Below are 21219 nucleotides of genomic sequence, written 5' to 3'. Positions count from 1 at the left end.
CGGCCCCTGCCCGCTTGCGTGCTTTCAGCGAACACGAGCCCCAAGGGATTTCCTGCTATGTCCGACGTCAGCCAGCCCGCCGCCCATCCCCCCGTGACCGACTGGGTCCATGATTTCGACCACACCGATCCGCAGTGGACGGACGATCCCTTCCCGATCTGGGAGGAGCTGCGTGCCGCGAGCCCCGTGGTGCACACCGAACGGTTCCTCGGCTGCTACATGCCGACGACCTATGAGGCCGTGCGCGAGATCGCCAACGACACCGAGCATTTCTCCTCGCGCCGCATCATCGTCCGTGACGTCCGGCCGGAGATTTCCAGGAACGCGGCGCCGCCGATCACCTCCGACCCGCCCGTGCACAAGCCGGCCAAGCAATTGCTGCTGCCGCCATTCACGCCGGATGCGATGAAGAAGCTGGAACCGCGGATGCGCGCGATCTGCAACGAACTGATCGACGGGTTCATCGCCGATGGCAAGGTCGACGCCGCAGCGCGCTACAGCAAATATATTCCGGTTCAGGCCATCGCCCACATGCTCGGCATTCCCGAGAGCGACAGCGACCTGTTCATCAACTGGATCCACATGATCCTCGAGCTCGGCATCAAGGACGAGAGCAAGCTGCTCCAGGCCGTGCAGGAGATGAGCGCCTATTTCAGCACCCATATCGAGGAGCGGAAGAAGAAGCCGACCAACGACCTGATCTCCTACCTGATGAACGCAAGGGACAAGGAGGGCAATCCGCTCGAGGACTCCCACGTGCTGGGTTCGCTGCGGCTGCTCCTGATCGCCGGCATCGACACCACCTGGAGTGCGATCGGCTCCTCGCTTTGGCATCTCGCGAAAACGCCGGCCGACCGCGAGCGGCTGATCGCCGAACCCGGGCTGATCCCGATCGCCGTGGAGGAGCTGCTGCGGGCCTATTCGCCGGTGACCATGGCCCGCGAGGTGGTCAAGGAGACCACGATCTCGGGCTGCCCGGTCAAGGCCGGCAACATGGTGCTGCTGTCGTTCCCGGCCGCCAACCGCGACCCCAAGATGTTTCCGGACGCTGACAAAGTCGTGATCGACCGCCGCGAGAACCGCCATGCCGCCTTCGGCCTCGGCATCCACCGCTGCGTCGGTTCCAACCTTGCACGCATGGAGATGCAGGTTGCGCTGGAGGAATGGCTGAAGCGGATTCCGGACTTCGCCCTCGATCCGGCAGGCACGGTGACCTGGTCACAGGGCACGGTGAGAGGCCCCCGCCAGTTGCCATTTCTGTTCGGAAAGGCGATGTAGGCCTTTCCAAGACCAACGGAGAGAGGCCGAACGTGACAGAGCAAGCAACCCTATCGGCCTCTGATCACATCGACCTCGCCGACGCCGAGCGGCGGATCAAGGCGATCTTCATCGGCTCGATCGGCAATCTCGTCGAATGGTACGATTTTTACGCCTATACGGCGTTCGCGCTTTATTTCGCTCCGGCCTTCTTCCCCGGCAACGACCCCGTCGTCCAGCAATTGAACGTCGCCGTCGTGTTCGCGGCGACCTTCCTGATGCGCCCCTTGGGCGGCTGGCTGTTCGGCTACATCGCGGACCATTTCGGCCGTCGCATCTCGCTGACCTTGTCGGTCGTCTTCATGTGCTTCGGCTCGCTGATCATCGCGCTGACGCCGACCTATGCGACGATCGGTTTTGCCGCGCCGGTGATCCTGGCGCTCGCCCGCGTCATCGAGGGCCTGAGCCTCGGCGGCGAATATGGTGCCAGCGCCACTTACCTGAGCGAGGTCGCCGATCCCAAGCATCGCGGTTTCTATTCGAGCTTTCAATACGTCACCCTGATCGGCGGCCAGCTCACCGCGATCATCGTGCTGCTGCTCCTGCAAAAGGTCTTCCTCACGCCGGAGGAGCTCAAGGCCTGGGGCTGGCGCATCCCGTTTGCGATCGGCGCGGCGCTGGCGATCTTTGCCGCGGTGATGCGGCGCAATCTGCACGAGACCGAGGCCTTCGAGGAAGCCAAGAAGGTGGTGAAGCCGACCGGCTCGATCACCAATTTGCTGCGCTACCCCCGCGAGCTGCTTCTGGTGGTCGGCCTCACGGCCGGCGGGACCGCGGCGTTCTACACCTTCACCACCTACATGCAGACCTTCGTCAAGCTCTCGGTCGGGCTGACCGAGGACCAGACCACTTTCGTGATCTTCGGCACGCTGATCTTCGCGACCATCCTCCAACCCATCTACGGCGCGATCTCCGACAAGATCGGGCGCAAGCCATTGCTGATCTTCTTCGGCGTCGCGGGTACGCTCGCGACCGTGCCGCTGCTGATGACGCTGAAGGAGACCAAGTCGCCTTTCATGGCCTTCATCCTGATCTGCGCCGCCTGGCTGTTCGTCGCCGGCTACACCTCGATCAACGCCGTGGTGAAGGCCGAGCTGTTCCCGACCAATGTCCGCGCCCTCGGTGTCGGCCTGCCCTACGCCATCACGGTCTCGATCTTCGGCGGCACGGCGCCGGCGATCGCGCTCTATTTCAAGAGCATCGGGCACGAGGAGTGGTTCTATTACTATCTCGCCGGCGTCATCTGCCTGTCGCTGATCATCTATTCCACCATGCGTGACACCAAGCACGCCTCCGCGATGCATCGCCACGAGTAGCTCATGACCGACGACAACGAGCCCCCCGACAGCAAGCTGACGCGCACCAAGGAGAAATGGGCGCGCGAAGGCCGCTTCCTCACCGGCCGCGTTACGCGACCGGAGGATCAGCGGCTGCCGCCGGGCCAGCATCTCACCAAGGACTGGCCGGTGCTCGATCTCGGAGTCGTGCCGCCGGTTTCGCGCGAACGCTGGCGGCTCGACGTTTACGGCGCGATCGAGACCCCCGTGTTCTGGACCTTTGCCGAATTCGCGGCGCAGAAGCAGGCGCAGATCACCTCCGACATCCATTGCGTGACGACCTGGTCGCGCTACGACAATGAGTGGGAAGGCCTCGCCACGCGCGAGCTGCTCGCGGCTTGCCAGCCGCGCGAGGACGCGCGCTTCGTGGTCCTGCATTCCCATGACGGCTACACCACCAACCTCACGCTGGAAGACTTTGCCGCCGAAGACGCCCTGCTCGCCCACAGCTGGTCGGGTCAGCCGCTGACCGAAGAGCACGGCGGCCCGGTACGGCTCGTCGTGCCGCATCTGTATTTCTGGAAGAGCGCCAAATGGCTTCAGGCCATCGAATTCCTGACCGAGGACGCGCCGGGCTTCTGGGAAGTCCGCGGCTATCATAACCGCGGCGATCCCTGGGCCGAGCAGCGTTATTCAGCCGATTAGGTTCAAGCAAGGACGGGGGAAGCCCATGCCGACCGAACGCTTTCAATTCACCGGCGAAGGTGGCCATCAACTAGCCGCCGCACTCGAGCTGCCGGATGGCGAGCCCGCGGCCTACGCGCTGTTCGCGCACTGCTTCACCTGCGGCAAGGACACGCTGGCAGCAAAACGCATCTCGGTCGCGCTCGCCGCCAAGGGCATTGCGGTGCTGCGCTTCGACTTCACCGGGCTCGGCTCCAGCGAAGGCGATTTCGCCAATTCGACGTTCTCCTCCAACGTCGCCGACCTCGTGCACGCCGCCGATCATCTGCGCAAGGTCCGCAGGGCGCCGTCGATCCTGATCGGCCACAGCCTGGGTGGCGCCGCGATCCTCGCCGCCGCCGGAAGGATTCCGGAAGCCAAGGCTGTCGTGACCATCGCGGCGCCGTCCGATCCCGCTCACGTCACCGGTCTGTTCAGCGAGCATCTCGAGAGCATCCGTGCGCAGGGCGAAGTCGAGGTCTCGCTCGCGGGACGCCCGTTCCGGATCAAGCGCGAATTCCTCGACGACATCGCCGAGCAAGAACTGATGAAGGACATCACCGGCCTGCACAAGGCCCTGCTGGTGATGCAGTCCCCTGTCGACGACACCGTCGGCATCGACAATGCGACCAAGATTTTCGTTGCGGCCAGACACCCCAAGAGCTTCGTCTCGCTCGACCATGCCGATCATCTCCTGACCAAGCCGGCCGACGCCATCTACGCGGCCGACGTAATCGCGGCCTGGGCCAGCCGCTACATCGATACCGCGAAGCCCGCGAAGGCGATGGATCTCGCGGAAGAGCCGCGCAGAGTGGTGGTGCAGGAGACCCGCAAAAGCAAGTTCAACCAGGCCATCACCGTCGGCCCGCATCATCTGGTGGCGGACGAGCCGATTGCGGCCGGCGGCGAGGATGCCGGCCCCGGCCCCTATGACTTCCTGCTGGCCGGCCTTGGTGCCTGCACCTCCATGACCATGCGCCTCTATGCCGATCGCAAATCGCTGCCGCTCGATCGCGTCACGGTCACGCTGAAGCACTCCAAGATCTACGCCAAGGACTGCGCGGAGTGCGAGACGCGCGATGGCATGCTCGACCAGATCGAACGCGACATCGCAATCGATGGCGCGCTCGATGCGGAGCAGCGCAAGAAGCTGATGGAGATCGCCGACAAGTGTCCGGTGCACCGGACGCTGACCTCGGAGATCCGCATCGTGACGAAGGCCGTGGACTAGCGCGTTATTGTTTAAGCATGATCTTTTCGGAAAACCGCTTCACACTTTTCCGGATCATGCTCTAGAAGCACGACGCCATCGTCCGCATCGCCGCGCTGATCTCATTCTCGCGCCAGGCCGCGAAGCCAAGCAGCAGGCCATGGTCGCGGGGACGGCCGAGCGCCAGGCTGGACAGGGCCCGAGTTTCGACGCCTGCCGCGACCAGCCGTTGCACCGCCGCCTGATCGGCGCGACCGCGCTTGAGGCGGGCGACCAGCTGGATGCCGCCCGAGGGCACTTCGGCGGAGAGAACTTCGCCCAGATGGCGCTCCAGTCCCTCGACGAGGTGATCGCGGCGCGCGTGATAGAGCCGTCGCATCCGCCGCAGATGCGCGAGAAAATGCCCGTCTGCGATGAACTCCGCCAGCGCTTCCTGGATATGGCTGGAGGCGATCAGCCCGATGTGCCGCTGTGCGATCTCCAGGGTGCCGACCAGCCCTGGTGGCGCGACGACATAGCCGAGCCGGATATCCGACGTCATCGCCTTCGAAAACGTTCCGACATAGAACACGCAGCCATGGGCGTCTAACCCCTGCAAGGCCGGCACCGGCCGGCTGTCATAATGGAATTCGCCGTCGTAATCGTCTTCGACGATCCAGGTCTCCCCCGGCCTGCTCATGCCCAGGAATTCAGTGCGGCGCGCGAGCGACATCAGCCGCCCGGTCGGGTGCTGATGCGAGGGCGTCATGAAGATGAGCTTTGGCGCGGACATGCCCGGCATCCGCTGAATGCCCTGCTCGTCCAGCTTCATCCCCATCACGCGCGCGCCGGACGCGCGGAAAGCCGCCGCAGCGCCGGGATAGCCGGGATCCTCGACCCAGACATCGTCGCCGGGCGTGATGAGCGCAGCCGCAATCAGGGTCAGCGCGGCCTGCGCGCTCGGAAGGATCAGGATCTGGTCTGCGGTGGCGCGGACGCCCCTGCTGGCAGCCAGATAATGTGCCAGCGCCTGGCGCAGGCGCGTCCGGTTGACCGGTCCAAGCTCACGCTTGGCTGCGCGCACCGCGCTGCGGCGCAGGCAGCGGGCCCACACTTCGTGCGGAAACTCCCGTGCATCTCCATGCCCCGGGCGCAAGGGTTTTAGCGGCGCCTGATAGGACATCGGCCAGTCGGTCTGCTTGAGCTTCGACGCCCAAGGCGAGAGCCGCGGCTTGCCGGAGCGGACGCTCGGTGCGACGGCGCCTGCCTCTTCGTTACGGCCGCCGTCGACCGTGACCATGGGACGACGACCGTGCGACGCCTCGAGATATCCCTCGGCGGCGAGCTGCTCGAAGGCATAAGTGACGGTGTTGCGCGAGACGCCGAGATCGCTCGCAAGCCGGCGACTCGACGGCAGCGCGCGGCCTTTGCCGAGTCGACCGGTCGCGATCAGGTTTCGCAGCTGGCTCGTCAGTTGCGCCACCAGCCCCTCGTAGTCGGTCCGCTTCAGCTCGATCAGGCCGGAGACCACACCTTCCGAAACTGGCACCTTATTCCTTTCCGATCTGGCACTTTTTCAGGTGCCACTCCGGATGCTATCCGCCGGACTGGACTGCTTCAAGGATTTTACGATGAACTCCCTCTCGTCCCGCGCGGCCGTCGGCCTGCTCCTCATCGTCGTGCTGGCCTGGGGCGTGAACTGGTCGGTGACGAAGCAACTCGTCCAGTTCCTTCCGCCACTATGGACCTCGGCGATCCGGAGCTGGATCGCGCTGGCCGGATTGTTCGTGATCCTCGGGCTGAGCAACAATCTGATGATCCCGGAGCGGCGCGACATTCCGGTGATCCTGAGCGTCGCGCTACTGCACATGACGGTGTTCTCGGTCCTGGTTGCGGCCGGTGTGCGTTTCCTGCCCGCAAGCAAGGCGATCGTGCTCGGCTACACCACGCCGCTCTGGGTCGCGATCGCCGCGCCTCTGCTGGCGAAAGATACGCTGACCGCGCCAAAACTCGCCGGCGCCCTGCTCGGACTGATCGGCCTTGCCGTGATCCTGAACCCGGCATCGATCGACTGGACCAATGGCAACGTCGTACTCGGCGCCGGCATGGTCATCCTGGCCGCGATCTCTTGGGCCGCGAACATTATCTATATCCGCGCGCATCGCTGGATCGCGTCGCCGCTCCAGCTCCTGATCTGGCAAGTGCTCGTGGCAACCATCGTGCTGACCGGATCGGCCGTGGTCACGCATGGCCTGCCGCGCGCGGAATGGTCGTGGAAGCTCGTGCTGCTGTTCCTGTATTCCGGCCTGATCGGGACCGCGCTGGCCTATTGGGCGATGTCGATGGTCAACAAGAACATCTCGGCCCTGACGACCTCGCTCGGCACCACCGGGACGCCGCTCGTCGGCATCGCCAGCGCGGCGATCCTGCTGGGCGAGCCGATCGACATGAGCCTTGCCGCCGCGGCCGGACTGATCGTCACCGGCATCGGTCTTGCGACGCTTGGCGACCGGCTGCTGCGCGGTCAGGCCACCGCGAGCGGCTGAACCCGCAGTGCACCGCGCAGGCCGGCCGTCGTGCCGAGCAGGATGCCGGCGACCGCGACGAACGAGCCCAGAGCGAGCGTCGATACGCCGGTGAGCCCCTGCCCGATCGAGCAGCCGAACGCCATCACGCCGCCGGTCCCCATCAGCGCGGCTCCGCCGGCAGACCGCAGCATGTGCCGCGGCGAGGAATAACCTTCGAAGTGGAAGCGGCCCGTAGCGAGCGCGGTGACGAGGCTGCCGGCGAGGACGCCGGCCACGGTGGCGATGCCGAAGTTGAGCGTCAGACCGGTCGAGAGCATGACGTATTGCAGGCTATCGGCGATCGGCGCGACGAAGGTCAGCGAGGTCACCGGGACCGGGTTGAAATCGTCGGCACCGAGATATCCGGTGACGAACCAGCCGCCGGCGACCAGGAGCCCGACGACGATACCGGCTGCAATCTGGCCCGGCGAACGCCTGAACGCCGGGTGCGCGAACGCAAACAGGATCAGCGCAACAACGATTACAGCAGCGCCCAGCGCGTGCGAGACCGCTTCACTGGGACCCAGCGTCGCCAACAGTGACGGCAGCGAATTGGCGTTGACGGTCGTTTGCGAGGCCTGAACCAGCGCAATGCGCGCCGGCGCGATCAGGCCCTTGAGCGTCATCTGCGCGGCGATGGCGAGCACGATCACGACGACGAAGGAACGGAGATTGCCCCGGCCCAGCAGCACCAGCGCCCGCGAGCCGCAACCGTTCGACAGCACCATGCCGTAGCCGAACAACAGGCCGCCGAGGAACAGCACCGGCACCGAGAAGGATTGTTGCAGATAGATCGACTTGCCGAGATCGACCATGCCGCTACCGGCAAGGAATTGGCTCGCAGCAACCGCAACAGCAATCGCCATCGCAAAGGTCCGCACCAGCCGCCCGTCTCCTTCGGCCAGCCAGCCGCGCATGCTGCTCATCAGGCAGAACCCGCTGAGCAGTCCGACGGCGCCATAGATGAGCCCGATGACGAGGCCGGCAAGGATGACGAGTTGGGTGGACGAGTCCATGGTCAAGGCTTTAGGATCACGCGATCCCGCGACGAACCGGCGACGGCGACATAGGCCTCCTTGGCGCGCTCCAGCGGATAGACGGCATTCGACTTGATCGGGAACGGCTTCAGGTGCCCGCTCGCAAAGCCGGGGCCGAGGTCGCGCAGCACCGCGCCGGTTGCGACCGAGGACAGGCCGAGCGTGTCGATGCCGACATAGGTGTGTTGCCCGCGGTAGAATTCGAGGATGTTGAACTGCACGATGCGGTCGATCGCGGCGATCAGGATCTGGCGGCCGCGCAATCCGAGCGACTTGTGCGCGGCCTGGAAATAGGGATCGCCGACCGTGTTGAAGACGAGGTCGGCCCCCTTGCCACCGGTCAGTTCGCGCACGCGCGTGGCGACATCGGTCGCCGAGGAGTCAATCACCTCGATGGCTGCGTTGGCGTGGCCCTCATAGGCTTCCGCCTTGCGCACCACGCCGATGACGCGCGCGTCTTGCCAGGTCGCGATCTGGACCGCGGCCTGACCGACCTTGCCGTTGACGCCGAACACCAGCACGGTTTCGCCGGGCTTCGGAATGCCGGCGCGGCGAAAGCCTTCCATTGCGGTGACGAAGGGCACGCCGATGCCGGCGGCCTCCTCCCAGGACACCGCCTTCGGCTTCTCCACCACGGCGTCGGCTTCGACGACGAGATGGCTGGCGTGGGTGCCGTCGCGGCGGATGCCGAGATCGCCGGAGGAGCCGAACACATCGCGGCCGACCGTATCGGCCGGCCCGTCAATCACCACGCCGGCATAATCGCGGCCGGGCGTGCGGGGGAAGACCGCATATGGCATCAGCCCGGTCGCGGCCTTCACATCGGAGGGGTTGACGGCGGCGGCCTTTATCTCGATCAGGAGATCCTTCGGACCGCGCGCGAGCATATGACGCTCGATCAGCGGCGCGATCGCCGCAGCATTGTCGGCCTTGGCATTGAGGCGGACGCAGCGCGCTTCGACGGTTTTGCGATCGGCTGATGACATCGAAAGACCCACGATTTCTCGCGGGCCTTGTCGCCTTTGGGACCGGTCAAGTCAACCGCTTCCCCTCATCCCGAGGAGCCGCGCGAGCGGCGTCTCGAAGGATGCGGACCCGCGCTGCAGCATCCGGGCCTTCATGGTTCGAGACGCGCCTTCGGCGCTCCTCACCATGAGGAGCGACAGCTAATCCTTCGGCCGCTTGTCGTAGAGGCGCTTGGCCTTGCCCAGCGAGCGCTCCAGCGTGGCCGGCGCGACCACGCGCACCTGGGAACTGATGCCGATGGTGTTCTTGATGTGGGCCGAGATGCGGTCGGCGTGATCGACCAGCCCCCGGCCGTCCCAGCTTTCCGGCCGCGCCTCGGCGATGATGGTCAGCTCGTCCATGCGGCCTTCGCGGGTGAGTTCAAGAATGAAATGCCCGCCGCACCAGTCGGTCGCGAGCAGCACCTCCTCGATCTGGGTCGGGAACAGGTTGACGCCGCGCAGGATGATCATGTCGTCCGAACGGCCCGTCACCTTCTCCATCCGCCGCATGCCCGGCCGCGCCGTGCCCGGCAGCAGCCGCGTCAGGTCACGGGTGCGATAGCGGATCACCGGGAAGGCTTCCTTGGTCAGCGAGGTAAACACCAGCTCGCCCTTCGCGCCATCCGGCAGCACCGCGCCAGTCTCCGGGTCGATCACCTCGGGATAAAAATGGTCCTCCCAGATGTGCAGGCCGTCCTTGGTCTCGATGCATTCCTGCGCGACGCCGGGGCCGATCACCTCGGAGAGGCCATAGATGTCGGTCGCGTCCATGTCGAAGGCGTCCTCGATCTCCCCGCGCATCGCATTGGTCCAGGGCTCGGCGCCGAAGATGCCGACCTTGAGCGAGCACTGGCGCGGGTCGAGCTTCTGGCGCTTGAACTCGTCGAGGATCGCCAGCATGTAGCTCGGCGTCACCGTGATGATGTCGGGCCGGAAGTCGTTGATGAGCTGTACCTGCCGCTCGGTCATGCCGCCGGAGATCGGCACCACGGTGCAACCAAGTTTTTCGGCGCCATAGTGCACGCCTAATCCGCCGGTAAACAGGCCATAGCCATAGGCGTTGTGGATGATCATGCCCGTGCGGCCGCCGGCGGCGCGGATCGAGCGCGCCATCACCTCCGACCAGGTGTCGATGTCGCGTTGCGTATAGCCCACCACGATCGGCTTTCCCGTCGTGCCGGACGACGCATGCACGCGCACCAGCTTTTCGCGGGGCACGGCGAACATGTTGAAAGGATAATTGTCGCGCAGATCCGTCTTCACCGTAAACGGGAATTTCGCGAGATCGGAGAGTTCGCGAAAGTCCGACGGATGCACGCCGGCCTTGTCGAAGGCCTGGCGATAATGTGCGACGTTGTCGTAGGCGTGCTTCAGCGACCAGGCCAGCCGCTGATTTTGCAGCGCCATGATCTCGTCACGTGACGCGCGCTCATGCGCGTCCATCTCGGCACGATAGGCGTTGCCACCTTCCTTGAGCCTCGTCAGAGCCATGCTCGTTTCCCCACATTTGTTGGTTCTTTTATTGATTGGTTCTCTTATTGATCCTGCGTCGGCAGCCACGTGCCGGGAATGACACGCGAATGCCCCCGGAATTCCGCGATGACGGTATCGCCCGCTGTCACGCGCACGTCGTAGATGCCTGAGCGTCCGCCACGGCTGACCTCGCGCGCTTTTGCAACGAGGCGGTCGCCAAGCTTGCCCGGCTTGATGAAGGTGATCTGACCCTGTGCCGCCACGACACGTTTATTGTGCGAATTGCAGGCAAAGGCGAAGGCGGAATCGGCCAGCGTGAAGATGAAGCCGCCATGGGCGATGCGCTGGCCGTTGACCATGTCCGGTCGCACATTCATCGCCAGCGTCGCGAAGCCCGGACCGATCTCGACGATCTCCATGCCGAGACCCTTGGAGGCATCGTCCTCCGCCCACATCGCGTCGGCGCAGGCGCGGGCAATATCCTCGGGCGACAGGTTGGCTTTGACGTTCACGCGCTTCTCCCGGCCAAATGTTTGGCCATAATGCTCTGCTGCCCGGCCATAACTGTCAAACGTGATCGTAATCGACCACGACCCGCTCCGACGACGGCTTTGCCTGGCAGGTCAGGACGAAGCCGGCCTTCAACTCCCAGGGTTCCAGCGAATAGTTGATGTCCATCGGCGCCTCGCCCTCGACCAGCTTGGCGCGGCAGGTCGAGCACATGCCGCCCTTGCAGGCGAAGGGCAGATCGACGCCGGCGCGCAGCGCGGCGTCGAGGATCGCCTCGTCCTCGGCAACCGGCACGTCGCGGCGCTTGCCGTCGATGATCAGCGAGGCGATCGCCTTCGGCGGCGCGTCGGGTGCAACGGCCCTCTTCGGCCTCGGCTTGCCGCCGAATTCGGAGACGAAGCGCTCGACGTGGATGCGCTCCTCCGCGAGGCCGAGATCCCTGCAAGTCGCCTCGATCTCCTCGCTCATGCCGGACGGACCGCAAATGAAGACATGGTCGACACTGGCGGCCGGCACCAGCGAGCGCAGCAGCACCCGCACCTTGTCGCCGTCCAGCCGGCCATGCAGGATCGGGATGTCTTGCTCCTCGCCGGAGATGACGTGGAAGATCGAGAGGCGATCGATGAAGCGATCCTTGAGCTCTTCGAGCGCCTCCAGGAACATGATGTTGTCGGTGGCGCGGTTGCCGTAGAACAGGAAGAAGCGACTGTCCGGCTCGCGCGCGAGCACGCCCTTGACGATCGACAGGATCGGCGTGATGCCGGAGCCTGCGGCAAAGCCGACATGGATGCGTCCGCTATCTGCCGGCGGGATCACGCCGAAGCGTCCGGTCGGCGTCATGACGTCGAGCTCGTCGCCGCATTTGAGTTCATCCGCCGCCCAGTTCGAAAATGCTCCGCCGTCCACCTTCTTCACGGCAATGCGGATCTCGCCATCGTCAGGACCCGAGCAGATCGAATAGGAGCGCCGGACCTCCTCGCCGTCCAGCATGGTGCGAAGCGTGAGGTATTGGCCGGGTGCGAAAGCGTAATCGCCCGCGAGTTCGCCGGGGACCGCAAAGGTCATCGACACCGCGTCAGCCGCCTCGCGGCGGAGGTCGTTGACGATCAGGCGATGAAAGCGCGGTGCGGCTGCGGACATGATCAATGACACTTGAAATAATCGAAGGGTTCGCGGCAGGCCTTGCAGCGCCACAGCGCCTTGCAGGAGGTCGAGCCGAATTCGGACAGCAGCTCGGTCTTGTCGGAGCCGCATTGCGGGCACGCGACGGCCTGCCCGCCGAACAGCGCGCGGCGCGAGCTTGACGCCTGCGGTGGCGCGATGCCGTAGGCATGCAGCTTGCGGCGCCCCTCCGCGCTCATCCAGTCCGTTGTCCAGGCCGGCGACAGCACGGTGCGCACTTTCGGCTGGCGAAAACCGGCTCGTTCCAACGCAAGCTCGATTTCGAGCGCGATCATGTTCATGGCCGGACAGCCCGAGTAAGTCGGGGTGATCGCGACCTCGACATGATCGCCGTCGAGCACGACCTCGCGGAGCACGCCGAGATCGGCGATCGTCAGCACCGGGATTTCGGGGTCAACGACGCCCGCCGCGGCGTCCCAGGCGCGCCGGCGCAGCTCGCTGTCGCGCTCGAGCACCGTCACCATGTCTGCCCCGGAAAAGTACGCTGCATCGACTGCAGCTCAGACAGGAGATGACCGAGATGCTCGCTGTGACGGCCCACGCGGCCGCCCTGCTGCATCCAGTCGTTCTGCGGCAATTTGAGCGTTGCCTCGCTGACGACATCGGAGAGCGTCGTCAGCCAGCGACCACGAAGGGTTCCGGGATCGATGGCGATACCGGCATGGATCAGGGCGCGTTCACCGTCGTCGACGGCGAACATCTCACCGGTGAAGGCCCAGAGACGATCGATTGCGGCTTGCGCACGTCGATGGCTCTCATCGGTGCCGTCACCGAGCCGGATGATCCACTCAGAGGCATGGCGCAGATGATAGGCACTCTCCTTCTCGGACTTGGCGGCAACGGCCGCGAGCGTCGTATCGCGCGAATTCATCATCGCCCGCCAATAGAGGTCGGCGAAGGCGGAATAGAAGAACTGCCGCACCAGGGTCTGGGCGAAGTCGCCGTTCGGCTGCTCGACCAGCAGCAGGTTGCGGTACTGCCTGACGTCGCGCAGGTAGGCGAGCTTGTCCTCGTTGTTGTCCTTGCCTTCGGCCTTGGCCGCGTAGCTGTAGAGCTCACGCGCCTGGCCGATGAGATCGAGCGCGATATTGGAGAGCGCCATGTCCTCTTCCAGCATCGGCGCATGTCCGCACCATTCCGACAGACGATGACCGAGAATCAGAGCATCGTCGGCGCGGCGCAGCGCGTAGAGCACCAGCGGTGTTTCCGCGACCTGGATGTTGGCCACAAGCATCACATGTGCCCCACTTCGTCCGGCACCTCATAGAACGTCGGATGCCGGTAGATCTTCGATTCCGCCGGCTCGAACATCATGCCTTTCTCGGCGGGATCGCTCGCGGTGATCGCGGTCGACGGCACGACCCAGATCGACAGGCCCTCGCCGCGGCGGGTGTAGATGTCGCGCGCGGCCTGCAGCGCCATGGTGGCGTCGTTCGCATGCAGCGAGCCGACATGCTTGTGCGCGAGCCCGTTGCGGCTGCGAATGAAGACTTCCCACAGCGGCGTGTTCGGCGTGGCCATCGTGATCTCCTTATTCCGCGGCTTGTGCGGTCTGACGCTGCGCGCGCTTTGCGGCATAGCTAGCTGCCGCCTCACGCACCCAGGCGCCCTCGTCGTGCGCCTTGCGACGCGCGGCGAGCCGATCGCGGTTGCAAGGGCCGTTGCCGGCGAGCACCTGCTTGAATTCGGTCCAGTCGATCTCGCTGTAGCGCCAGTGCCCTTCGACGTCCTGCGTCATGCCGGGATCGGGAATGGTGAGGCCGAGATATTGCGCCTGCGGCACGGTGGCATCGACGAACTTCTGGCGCAGCTCGTCATTGGAGAATCGCTTGATCTTCCACTTCGTCGATGTGTCGCTGTGCTGGCTCGTCGCATCGGGCGGACCGAACATCATCAGCACCGGCCACCACCAGCGGTTCAGCGCATCCTGCGCCATCGCCTTCTGCTCATCCGAGCCGCGGCACAGCGTCAGCATAATCTCGTAGCCCTGGCGCTGGTGGAAGGATTCCTCCTTGCAGACGCGGATCATCGCGCGTGCGTACGGGCCGTAGGAGCAGCGGCACAGCGGGATCTGGTTCATGATCGCGGCGCCGTCGACCAGCCAGCCGATGGTGCCGATGTCGGCCCAGGTCAGCGTCGGATAGTTGAAGATCGAGGAATATTTGGCCTTGCCGGCAAGCATGGCGTCGACAAGCTCTTCGCGCGACGTGCCGAGCGTCTCGGCGGCGGCATAGAGATAGAGCCCGTGGCCGCACTCGTCCTGCACCTTGGCGAGCAGCGCGGCCTTGCGGCGCAGGGTCGGCGCGCGCGTGATCCAGTTGCCCTCGGGCAGCATGCCGACGATTTCGGAATGGGCGTGCTGGGAGATCTGGCGGGTGAGCGTCTTGCGATAGGCCGCCGGCATCCAGTCGTTCGGCTCGATGCGCTCCTCGGCATCGATGCGGGCCTGGAACTGAGCAGCCTTGGCCGCGTCCTCGAGACCGCGATCGTCGGTCTCGGCCGTGTTCAGCGCCTGGGTATACATGCGCATCCTCCCGTTTATTGGGAGGCAATATATAACAAAAACTACTTCATGCAAGATATTTCTGTAACATATAAATCAGACCTCGAACCTCCGCTCCAGGAGCTTTCGAGCCGGCGGCAGTGGCCCCTTCTCATTGGTTCCATGGCTATCAAGCCATTGTTCTGACGGCGCAAGCAGCGCGCGATAGACCTCGCCGCAGAGTTCACGTGCCGCCCTGCCAGGCCAGTCGCCGGGCAGCAGGCTCTCGGGCAGCAGCGGATCGCGCAGCACGACGCGGCGGTAGTAGTGGATCAGGAGGATGCGTGCGGTGAAGGCGTCGGTCTCTGACAGGTCCGTGCCGCGGGCGATCGCGGTGCGGAGCGGCTCAAAGGTTTTCATGAATTTCAGATAGGCGTCGGCAGTGCGGTCCAGCGGCCAGCTCGCGCTGAGCAGACGGCGGCCGCTGTCATCCTCAGCCGAGACTTCAAGACGGATCGCCCCGGCAGCCTCGTCCGGCACCGGCACGCCTGATGGCGCGACCCACACGCCGGGCAGCGGACTCCCGAAGCCGGCGTTGCGCAGCGCCTCGCGCGAGACGTCGCGATCCTCGCCGTTGCCGATCAGGAGCAGCTCGAAGCGCCCGGTCCAGTCCGGCGATGGCGGATCGTAGATGTGGCGCGTGGCGGCCTCGAAGGTCTGACTTCCCTTGTCGGCCAGGCGATAAAAACTGTTCCGGCCAAGCTTTTCGCGCATCAGCCAGCCATCGGCAGCAAGGCGCGACATCGCGGTGCGCACCACGCCGGCATCGATGTCCAGACTCTCGAAGAACTCCAACAGCGTGCCGAGCCACACCGAGCCGCCGCGCGGCACGATGGCGTCGCCGAACACGGTGATGACGATGGAGCCCGTGCGTGACGGCTCACGCTTGAGCTGGTCGATGATGCGGGACAATGGATGCGCCATGCGCGAGGCATAGCGCGTTTGGTGCGGGCGCGACAATGGACGGGAGCGACGCTCTTACTCTCCCTCTCCCCGTTCTTACGGGGGCGCGACGAGCTTCGCTCGCGCTGAGAGGGTCGGGGTGAGGGACTGTATCCGCAAACACAGTGACAAATGGACTCGCGGAGAGCCCCCTCACCCGCCACGCTTCGCGTGTCGGCCTTTCCCCGCACGCGGGGAGAGGCGAAGGAAGCAACTACCTGTGCGGATCGGGATAGACCATGCTGCGCCAGCCGCTGCGGTCGAACGGCCGCCACTGGCCTTCCTTCTGCGCGAGGCGGTCGGCGACCGCATAGACGGCGGCGGGATGATGGCCCATGCCGCAATGGCTGCTCTCGATCTCGATGCTCTCGGTCTGCGCGCCGGTCTTCTCCATACAGCCCTGCCAGGCGCAGACGCCGTCGGTGCGGCTGAAGATGGCGGTAGTCGGCACCGGCGGCGGGACGGCGAGCTCGCCGCCGAACTGCGGATCGACCTCGTCGGACTTCCGCCCGCTAGCCCATTCATAGACGCGCCAGGCATTGGTCGAACGGGGATCGCCCGCGAAGGGGCTGCCGAGCGTGATCACCTGGCGCACGCGCGCCGGCATCATCTTGGCGAGCTGGCGCGCATAGAGGCCACCGAGGCTCCAGCCGACCAGGCTGATCTTGCGGCCATGCTTGTCGCTGAGCTCCTGCACGAGATCGACCATCGCATGCTGCACGCCCTCGCGCAGGCCGTAGTTGCGGCCCTGGCGCCAGCCGCTTGCCGCGTAGCCCTTGCTGGTCAGGAACGAGCGCAGCGCGCGCGTCGACGCGTCGGAGGCCACGAGGCCCGGGAACACCAGCACCGGATGCCCATCGCCGCGGGGCGCGAGGCTCAGCAGCGGTAGCGCGCCAAGGAATGCGCCGAACTCGTGGATCGCACGCCCTTCCAGGAACATCAGGGTACGGGACGGCGGACGCAGCGTCTGGGCAGTAGCGGTCATCAATGGTCCCCTGGGCAGAATTGCTGAAAAAGCTACCGGTCGCGATGCCGGCAAATGGGTACGAATTCCAACAGTCCGGCTTCTTGAACGTTCCGCAACGCAGCATGAATCAGCTAGGCGGCCGGTTCCGGATATTCAAGCGGGTGAAGCCCAGGGCGACAATAGGCTCGCACGTGAATGCCAGCGTCCGTGACGCAAAAGTCACAACCATCGAAGCAGGAATTCTACGGAGTAGAGCGCAAGACCTGCGAGCCCGCCGATCAGCGAGCCGTTGAAGCGGATGTATTGCAGGTCGCGGCCGATGTTGATTTCGATCAGCGAAATCAGCTGCGCCATATCCCACGCCTTGACCTGGTCGGAAATGAAGCTCGAGACGCCGCTCTTCTGATCCGCAACGAAGCTGCGCAGCACCGCCACCAGACCTTTGTTGATCTCGCCGCGGAGCTCGGCATCGCCGGCGAGCGCCTCGCCCGCGGCGACGAACATGCCGGCGAGATGATGCTGCAGCACCTGCGTCTCGCCGCTCGCGCTGCGCTCGATGAAGGAGCGCGTGTTGGCCCAGACGGTGCGGGCGAGATCGGCAAGCTCGGGCCGGGCGAGCAGATCGCGCTTCAATCCGTCGATACGATCGATATAGGCCCGATCGGTGCCGAGCCGGTCGACGAAGCTCAGCACCATGCGATCGAATTCGCCGCGAAACGGATGTTTGGGATCGCTGCGCACCTCGTTGAAGAAAGCAGTGGCGGACGCCACGATCTTGTTCACCAGAAACTTGTCGGCGCGATAGAGCCTGAGCAGGGTCGGCAACTCCGCGCGCACCTTCTCGCGGATCATCGCCATCGTCTCGGTCTGGTTCAGTGTCTCGTGCATCACGCGCAGGAGATCATCGAACAGGATCTGATGCCGCCCCTCCGCGACGAAGCCGCGCAGCGTGCCGGCCGCGAGCGGCGCAAGGTCGATCGCCTGGAGCTGCGAGGACATGCGGCGAATGATGAAGGTCATCAGACCCGAGCTTTCCGTCGCGGAGACGGCCTCCGGCAGCAGGCGCAGCGCGAAACGCGCGAGATCATCGCTGCGCTTGCGGTCGCGCAGCCAGTCGGCAACGAAGGAGCCGAAATCGATCTCCCTCAGCTTGGCCTCGACCGGGCCGGCCTCGAGGAAATGCACCTGGATGAACTCGCCGAGCTTGTCGGCGATGCGGGCCTGATTGCTCTGGATGATCGCGGTGTGCGGGATCGGCAGGCCGAGCGGCCGCTTGAACAGCGCGACCACCGCGTACCAGTCGGCGAGCCCGCCGATTGTCGCAGCTTCCGCGAAGGCCGCGATGAAGCCGAACACGGGATGCACTGGCAGAAGCCATTTCGCGACGACGAACAGCGCAAGCGTCGAGGCCAGCACCAGCGTCGCCAGTGCTTTCACGCGGCGAAGCTCCGCCGCGCGTTCGGCGTCGCCGGGGCTGTCGAAGGAGAAGGTGGCGGGCGGGGTCATCACTGCATCACCCTACTCGTCATTGCGAGCGAAGCGAAGCAATCCAGAGTCTTTCCACGGAGACGGAACGGATTGCTTCACTTCGCTCGCAATGACGGCAGCACAAAAAAACAAAGGCCCGCCGAAGCGGGCCTCAAATTCAGTTGTACTCAGGATGCCGTATCAAGCGGTCTTGGTGTAGACCTTGGCAAAGTTGTCCTGAGCGGACTTCGCACCGTTGGCTGCGAGCTTGCCGACATAGTCGGCGGTCGCCTTGGCGCGCGAGACGAAGACTTCGCCGCGGGCGCGGAGCAGGCTCGACTGGATCTCGACGGCTTCGCTGATCGACTTGGCGGACGCGAGCTTGTCGATGCCCGAGAAGAACGCCTCGGCGTCCTCGTAGATCGCCTGCTGGATGTTGCGGCTGATCTTGCCGGCCTCGGTGACGGACTCGGTCACCGCGTTCTCGACGGCGGCGGTCACGCGCTCGGAGCCAGCGAACACCTCGGCAGCACGGTCCTTGGCGGTGTTGGCGGTCTTCTTGACGAACTCGCGGGCGGCCTCGGGAACTTCCAGGTTCTGGATGTTCTTGAAAGCGTCCTTGAAGCCCTCGAAGGCAGTATTGGTTTCGGTGGTCATGGGGTTCTCTCCATCCTCATTGGGTTGAGCTATGGGCTCACCCCGTCCTCATTGGCCCGGGGCACGGCTTATATGACATAATTAATGGTGCGATGCAATATTCGTATTGCACTGCGATATCACGAAATCGTGAATAGCCTTAATGGGAGGCAATCTGGCGCCCCTGTAGCCAATCGTTCCCCGGAAGACGGCAAGGCCGCCTTACTGGACGGCGCCCGGCAACCCATAGGCCTCCATCTGGGCCTGCACCTGCGCAATATTGTGCCCGAGCACGACGATGTCGTGGGTCTTGCCGTCGACGTCCCGGACATGGTCCCGCAGCAGCGCCTCGGCCTTGAAGCCGAGGCTCTCGAACAGGGCGATCGCCGCCTGCTGATCGACCGTCATCTGGACCGAAAGCTTTTCCAGGCCGGCGCCGAGCGCGAGCGCAAAGGTCTCCTGCGACAGCGCGCGCCCCACCCCCTTCCCGCGCACGTCGAGGGAAACAACCATCCGGATCTCGCCGACATGGGGCGACCAGGAATGCGGATCGCGCACCAGCGTGCCGCAACCGACGACCTTCCCGTCCCTCACCGCGAGCAGGCTGCTGATCGCGCCGCGCTCGATCTCCTTGACCCAGGCCGAGAGCACCTTCGGCTCGCTGATGTTGCGCGGCAGGAACAACAGATCATGGGTCGGCAGACCCTTGCCGAAGGCCAGCATCGCGGCCTCGTCCGCAGGCGACATCAGGCGGATCTCGATATCGCCGGCGTCGGTCTTGACGTGACGCGGATAGGAACGCTGCTCACTCATGTCGATCTCTTCCCCAGCCAGGAGTCCAGTTTCGGCCACAGCCGCTTCACCGCGTTGGCGCCGGCGACAAGCGAGACGTGACCGCCCTTCAGCATCACCTCTTCCTTGTCCTCGGACCCGATCTTGGCGATCAGGTGCTTTGCGGCGTCATAGGGCACGATGTGATCGTGCTCGGCGACCGCGTGCAGGAACGGCACCCTGATGTCTTCGAGCTTCGCCGCGCGGCCGCCGACCGACATGGTGTCGTTGAACAGCTTGTTGTCCCACATCAGATCCTTGGTGATGGCGCGGAAATACTCGCCCGCAAGCGGCAGCGTGTCGGTCGCCCAGCGGTCGAACATGCGGTACGACTTCACGAACTCATCGTTCCAGATGTTTTCCCAGAGCTGGATCTGGCTCACCGTGCGCGAGGCCGGCCGCAGCATCTCGAACGAGGACAGGATCATCTCCGGCGGCACGTTGCCGACGCTGTCGACGAGACGGTCGACGTCGAAATAGCGGCGGTCGGAGAAATTCGAGAACAGCTTCATCTCGCGAAAGTCGATCGGCGTGGTGAAGCAGATCAGGTTCTTCATCGGCCCGTCCTTGTGGATCGAGCCGTAGAGCAGCGACAGCACGCCGCCGAAGCAATAGCCGATCACCGAGACCTCCTGCTCGCCGGAATCCGCCTGCACGCGGCGGACGCAATCCGGGATGAAGTCGAGGACATAGTCCTCCATCCGCAGGCTCTTCTCCTCCGGCCGCGGCGCGCTCCAGTCCAGCATGTAGACGTCGTAGCCGCGCTTGAGCAGGAATTCGATGAAACTCTGGCCGGGCACGAGATCGAGGATATAGCCGCGATTGGTGGTCGCCATCACGATCAAGACCGGCACACGGTAGATCTCGTCGGACATCGGCCGGTAGTGATAGAGGCTCATGGTGCCGCGCGAATGCAGCACGTCCTTCGGAGTCGAGCCGAGCGAAGGGCCCGAAGTCGAGAAATATTCGACGCCCTTGATGCTGCGCTGGATGGCGCGCTGCACCTCGGACTGGATGCGATCCGGGATCGATGCGAAATCTAGTCCGGTGGCTGCATTCATGTTTGTCCTCCGTTCTCGGAGGGCGGACGCTTCGTCCGCGGCGGTTTCGGCGCCCCGTCGAAGCCTTGCGATATCCCGGAACTCGCCGCGATCTGGCTCAGCATCGACTTCATCTCGCCGATCTGGGCTTCGATCGACTGAAGCCGCTCCGCAAGGCCGGTGACCTGATCGCGGCTGGGCAGGTTCATGGAGACCAGATATTTTTCCATGAGCTCGCTGAGTTGCTTCTGAGCACCTGCAGCAACTCCTCCCGCGCGGTTCATCGCCTGCGAAAACTCGGGCGACGACATGGCCTGGTTGGCGAAGGAGTTGAACCCCTTCTCCATCTCACCCATCATCTTCTGCCACATGGCGACCGGATCATTGGTCTTGTCGGTCATCGGCGTCCTCCTGATATCGAGAGCTGCGATGCCCTTCTTTTTTTGCCATACCACACCGTTGCGAGGGAGCGGTCAACCGGCAGGTCGCGCGGTGCGGCGCACACGGCTTCT

General features: G+C 64.6%; 22 protein-coding genes. 5 read left to right on the top strand and 17 right to left on the bottom strand.

Translation table 11 applies throughout. The features are described from left to right. Positions 1 to 57: 57 nt before the first annotated feature. Genes AB7008_RS16710 through AB7008_RS16695 form a run of 4 tightly spaced genes read left to right on the top strand, consistent with a single transcriptional unit; the run spans position 58 to position 4548 of the window. Complete coding sequence (locus tag AB7008_RS16710) at positions 58 to 1278, top strand: cytochrome P450 (RefSeq protein WP_014496916.1); 1221 nt, start codon at positions 58 to 60, stop codon at positions 1276 to 1278. A 32-nt stretch (positions 1279 to 1310) separates the two neighbouring features. Further along, a complete protein-coding gene (locus tag AB7008_RS16705) occupies positions 1311 to 2633 on the top strand; it encodes an MFS transporter (RefSeq protein ID WP_028157128.1) in 1323 nt (440 codons plus the stop codon). A 3-nt stretch (positions 2634 to 2636) separates the two neighbouring features. Continuing rightward, positions 2637 to 3299 (top strand): sulfite oxidase-like oxidoreductase, encoded by a 663-nt coding sequence (locus AB7008_RS16700; protein ID WP_441259102.1) that lies wholly within the window; start codon positions 2637 to 2639, stop codon positions 3297 to 3299. A 25-nt stretch (positions 3300 to 3324) separates the two neighbouring features. Continuing rightward, positions 3325 to 4548, top strand: a complete 1224-nt coding sequence (locus AB7008_RS16695) for a bifunctional alpha/beta hydrolase/OsmC family protein (RefSeq protein ID WP_441259101.1) — start codon at positions 3325 to 3327, stop codon at positions 4546 to 4548. A gap of 61 nt (positions 4549 to 4609) precedes the next feature. On the opposite strand, the gene pdxR is transcribed toward AB7008_RS16695, so the two are convergent. Further along, positions 4610 to 6037 (bottom strand): MocR-like pyridoxine biosynthesis transcription factor PdxR, encoded by a 1428-nt coding sequence (gene pdxR / locus AB7008_RS16690; protein WP_441261213.1) that lies wholly within the window; start codon positions 6035 to 6037, stop codon positions 4610 to 4612. Between the two features lie 100 nt (positions 6038 to 6137). On the opposite strand from pdxR, the gene AB7008_RS16685 reads away from it, so the two are divergent. Next, positions 6138 to 7052, top strand: coding sequence for a DMT family transporter (locus tag AB7008_RS16685; protein WP_441259100.1), 915 nt, complete (start codon positions 6138 to 6140; stop codon positions 7050 to 7052). Here the strand turns inward: AB7008_RS16685 and AB7008_RS16680 are convergent. From AB7008_RS16680 to AB7008_RS16605, 16 genes are all read right to left on the bottom strand, one after another. Beyond that, positions 7031 to 8089, bottom strand: coding sequence for a YeeE/YedE family protein (locus AB7008_RS16680; protein WP_441259099.1), 1059 nt, complete (start codon positions 8087 to 8089; stop codon positions 7031 to 7033). The two genes, AB7008_RS16685 and AB7008_RS16680, sit on opposite strands and share 22 nt — an antisense overlap. A 2-nt stretch (positions 8090 to 8091) precedes the next feature. Next, complete coding sequence (locus AB7008_RS16675; RefSeq protein ID WP_441259098.1) at positions 8092 to 9096, bottom strand: quinone oxidoreductase family protein; 1005 nt, start codon at positions 9094 to 9096, stop codon at positions 8092 to 8094. Between the two features lie 180 nt (positions 9097 to 9276). After that, positions 9277 to 10608: a phenylacetate--CoA ligase PaaK gene (paaK, locus tag AB7008_RS16670; protein ID WP_028157121.1), complete on the bottom strand. Its 1332-nt coding sequence runs from the start codon at positions 10606 to 10608 to the stop codon at positions 9277 to 9279. Between the two features lie 44 nt (positions 10609 to 10652). Further along, positions 10653 to 11102: a hydroxyphenylacetyl-CoA thioesterase PaaI gene (gene paaI / locus AB7008_RS16665; protein ID WP_441259097.1), complete on the bottom strand. Its 450-nt coding sequence runs from the start codon at positions 11100 to 11102 to the stop codon at positions 10653 to 10655. A gap of 55 nt (positions 11103 to 11157) precedes the next feature. After that, positions 11158 to 12240: a 1,2-phenylacetyl-CoA epoxidase subunit PaaE gene (gene paaE, locus AB7008_RS16660; RefSeq protein ID WP_441259096.1), complete on the bottom strand. Its 1083-nt coding sequence runs from the start codon at positions 12238 to 12240 to the stop codon at positions 11158 to 11160. A 2-nt stretch (positions 12241 to 12242) separates the two neighbouring features. After that, positions 12243 to 12746 carry a 1,2-phenylacetyl-CoA epoxidase subunit PaaD gene (gene paaD / locus AB7008_RS16655; protein ID WP_441259095.1) on the bottom strand — a complete coding sequence of 168 codons (504 nt, stop codon included), beginning with the start codon at positions 12744 to 12746 and terminating at the stop codon, positions 12243 to 12245. Then, on the bottom strand, positions 12740 to 13516 hold the full coding sequence (gene paaC, locus AB7008_RS16650) for a 1,2-phenylacetyl-CoA epoxidase subunit PaaC (RefSeq protein ID WP_441259094.1): 777 nt from the start codon (positions 13514 to 13516) through the stop codon (positions 12740 to 12742). Before paaC ends, paaD begins: the two co-directional genes overlap by 7 nt. Then, complete coding sequence (paaB, locus tag AB7008_RS16645) at positions 13516 to 13803, bottom strand: 1,2-phenylacetyl-CoA epoxidase subunit PaaB (protein WP_028157116.1); 288 nt, start codon at positions 13801 to 13803, stop codon at positions 13516 to 13518. Before paaB ends, paaC begins: the two co-directional genes overlap by 1 nt. Positions 13804 to 13813: 10 nt before the next feature. Further along, positions 13814 to 14806 carry a 1,2-phenylacetyl-CoA epoxidase subunit PaaA gene (gene paaA, locus AB7008_RS16640; RefSeq protein ID WP_028157115.1) on the bottom strand — a complete coding sequence of 331 codons (993 nt, stop codon included), beginning with the start codon at positions 14804 to 14806 and terminating at the stop codon, positions 13814 to 13816. A gap of 75 nt (positions 14807 to 14881) precedes the next feature. Then, positions 14882 to 15748, bottom strand: coding sequence for a phenylacetic acid degradation operon negative regulatory protein PaaX (gene paaX, locus AB7008_RS16635; protein WP_304493315.1), 867 nt, complete (start codon positions 15746 to 15748; stop codon positions 14882 to 14884). Between the two features lie 232 nt (positions 15749 to 15980). After that, complete coding sequence (locus tag AB7008_RS16630; RefSeq protein ID WP_248881994.1) at positions 15981 to 16751, bottom strand: esterase/lipase family protein; 771 nt, start codon at positions 16749 to 16751, stop codon at positions 15981 to 15983. Between the two features lie 201 nt (positions 16752 to 16952). Then, positions 16953 to 18239 carry a DUF445 domain-containing protein gene (locus AB7008_RS16625; protein WP_248881992.1) on the bottom strand — a complete coding sequence of 429 codons (1287 nt, stop codon included), beginning with the start codon at positions 18237 to 18239 and terminating at the stop codon, positions 16953 to 16955. Between the two features lie 162 nt (positions 18240 to 18401). Further along, on the bottom strand, positions 18402 to 18857 hold the full coding sequence (locus AB7008_RS16620) for a phasin (RefSeq protein WP_014496934.1): 456 nt from the start codon (positions 18855 to 18857) through the stop codon (positions 18402 to 18404). A 201-nt stretch (positions 18858 to 19058) separates the two neighbouring features. After that, positions 19059 to 19649: a GNAT family N-acetyltransferase gene (locus AB7008_RS16615; protein ID WP_028157112.1), complete on the bottom strand. Its 591-nt coding sequence runs from the start codon at positions 19647 to 19649 to the stop codon at positions 19059 to 19061. Beyond that, positions 19646 to 20728: a PHA/PHB synthase family protein gene (locus AB7008_RS16610; protein ID WP_441259093.1), complete on the bottom strand. Its 1083-nt coding sequence runs from the start codon at positions 20726 to 20728 to the stop codon at positions 19646 to 19648. Before AB7008_RS16610 ends, AB7008_RS16615 begins: the two co-directional genes overlap by 4 nt. Further along, a complete protein-coding gene (locus tag AB7008_RS16605) occupies positions 20725 to 21108 on the bottom strand; it encodes a hypothetical protein (RefSeq protein ID WP_028157110.1) in 384 nt (127 codons plus the stop codon). The genes AB7008_RS16610 and AB7008_RS16605 overlap by 4 nt, the downstream gene beginning before the upstream one ends. Positions 21109 to 21219: the final 111 nt, after the last annotated feature.

This window comes from Bradyrhizobium sp. 521_C7_N1_3 (genome assembly GCF_052075975.1).
Classification (GTDB): domain Bacteria; phylum Pseudomonadota; class Alphaproteobacteria; order Rhizobiales; family Xanthobacteraceae; genus Bradyrhizobium; species Bradyrhizobium japonicum.
This window is presented reverse-complemented; position numbering and strand designations above follow the sequence as displayed.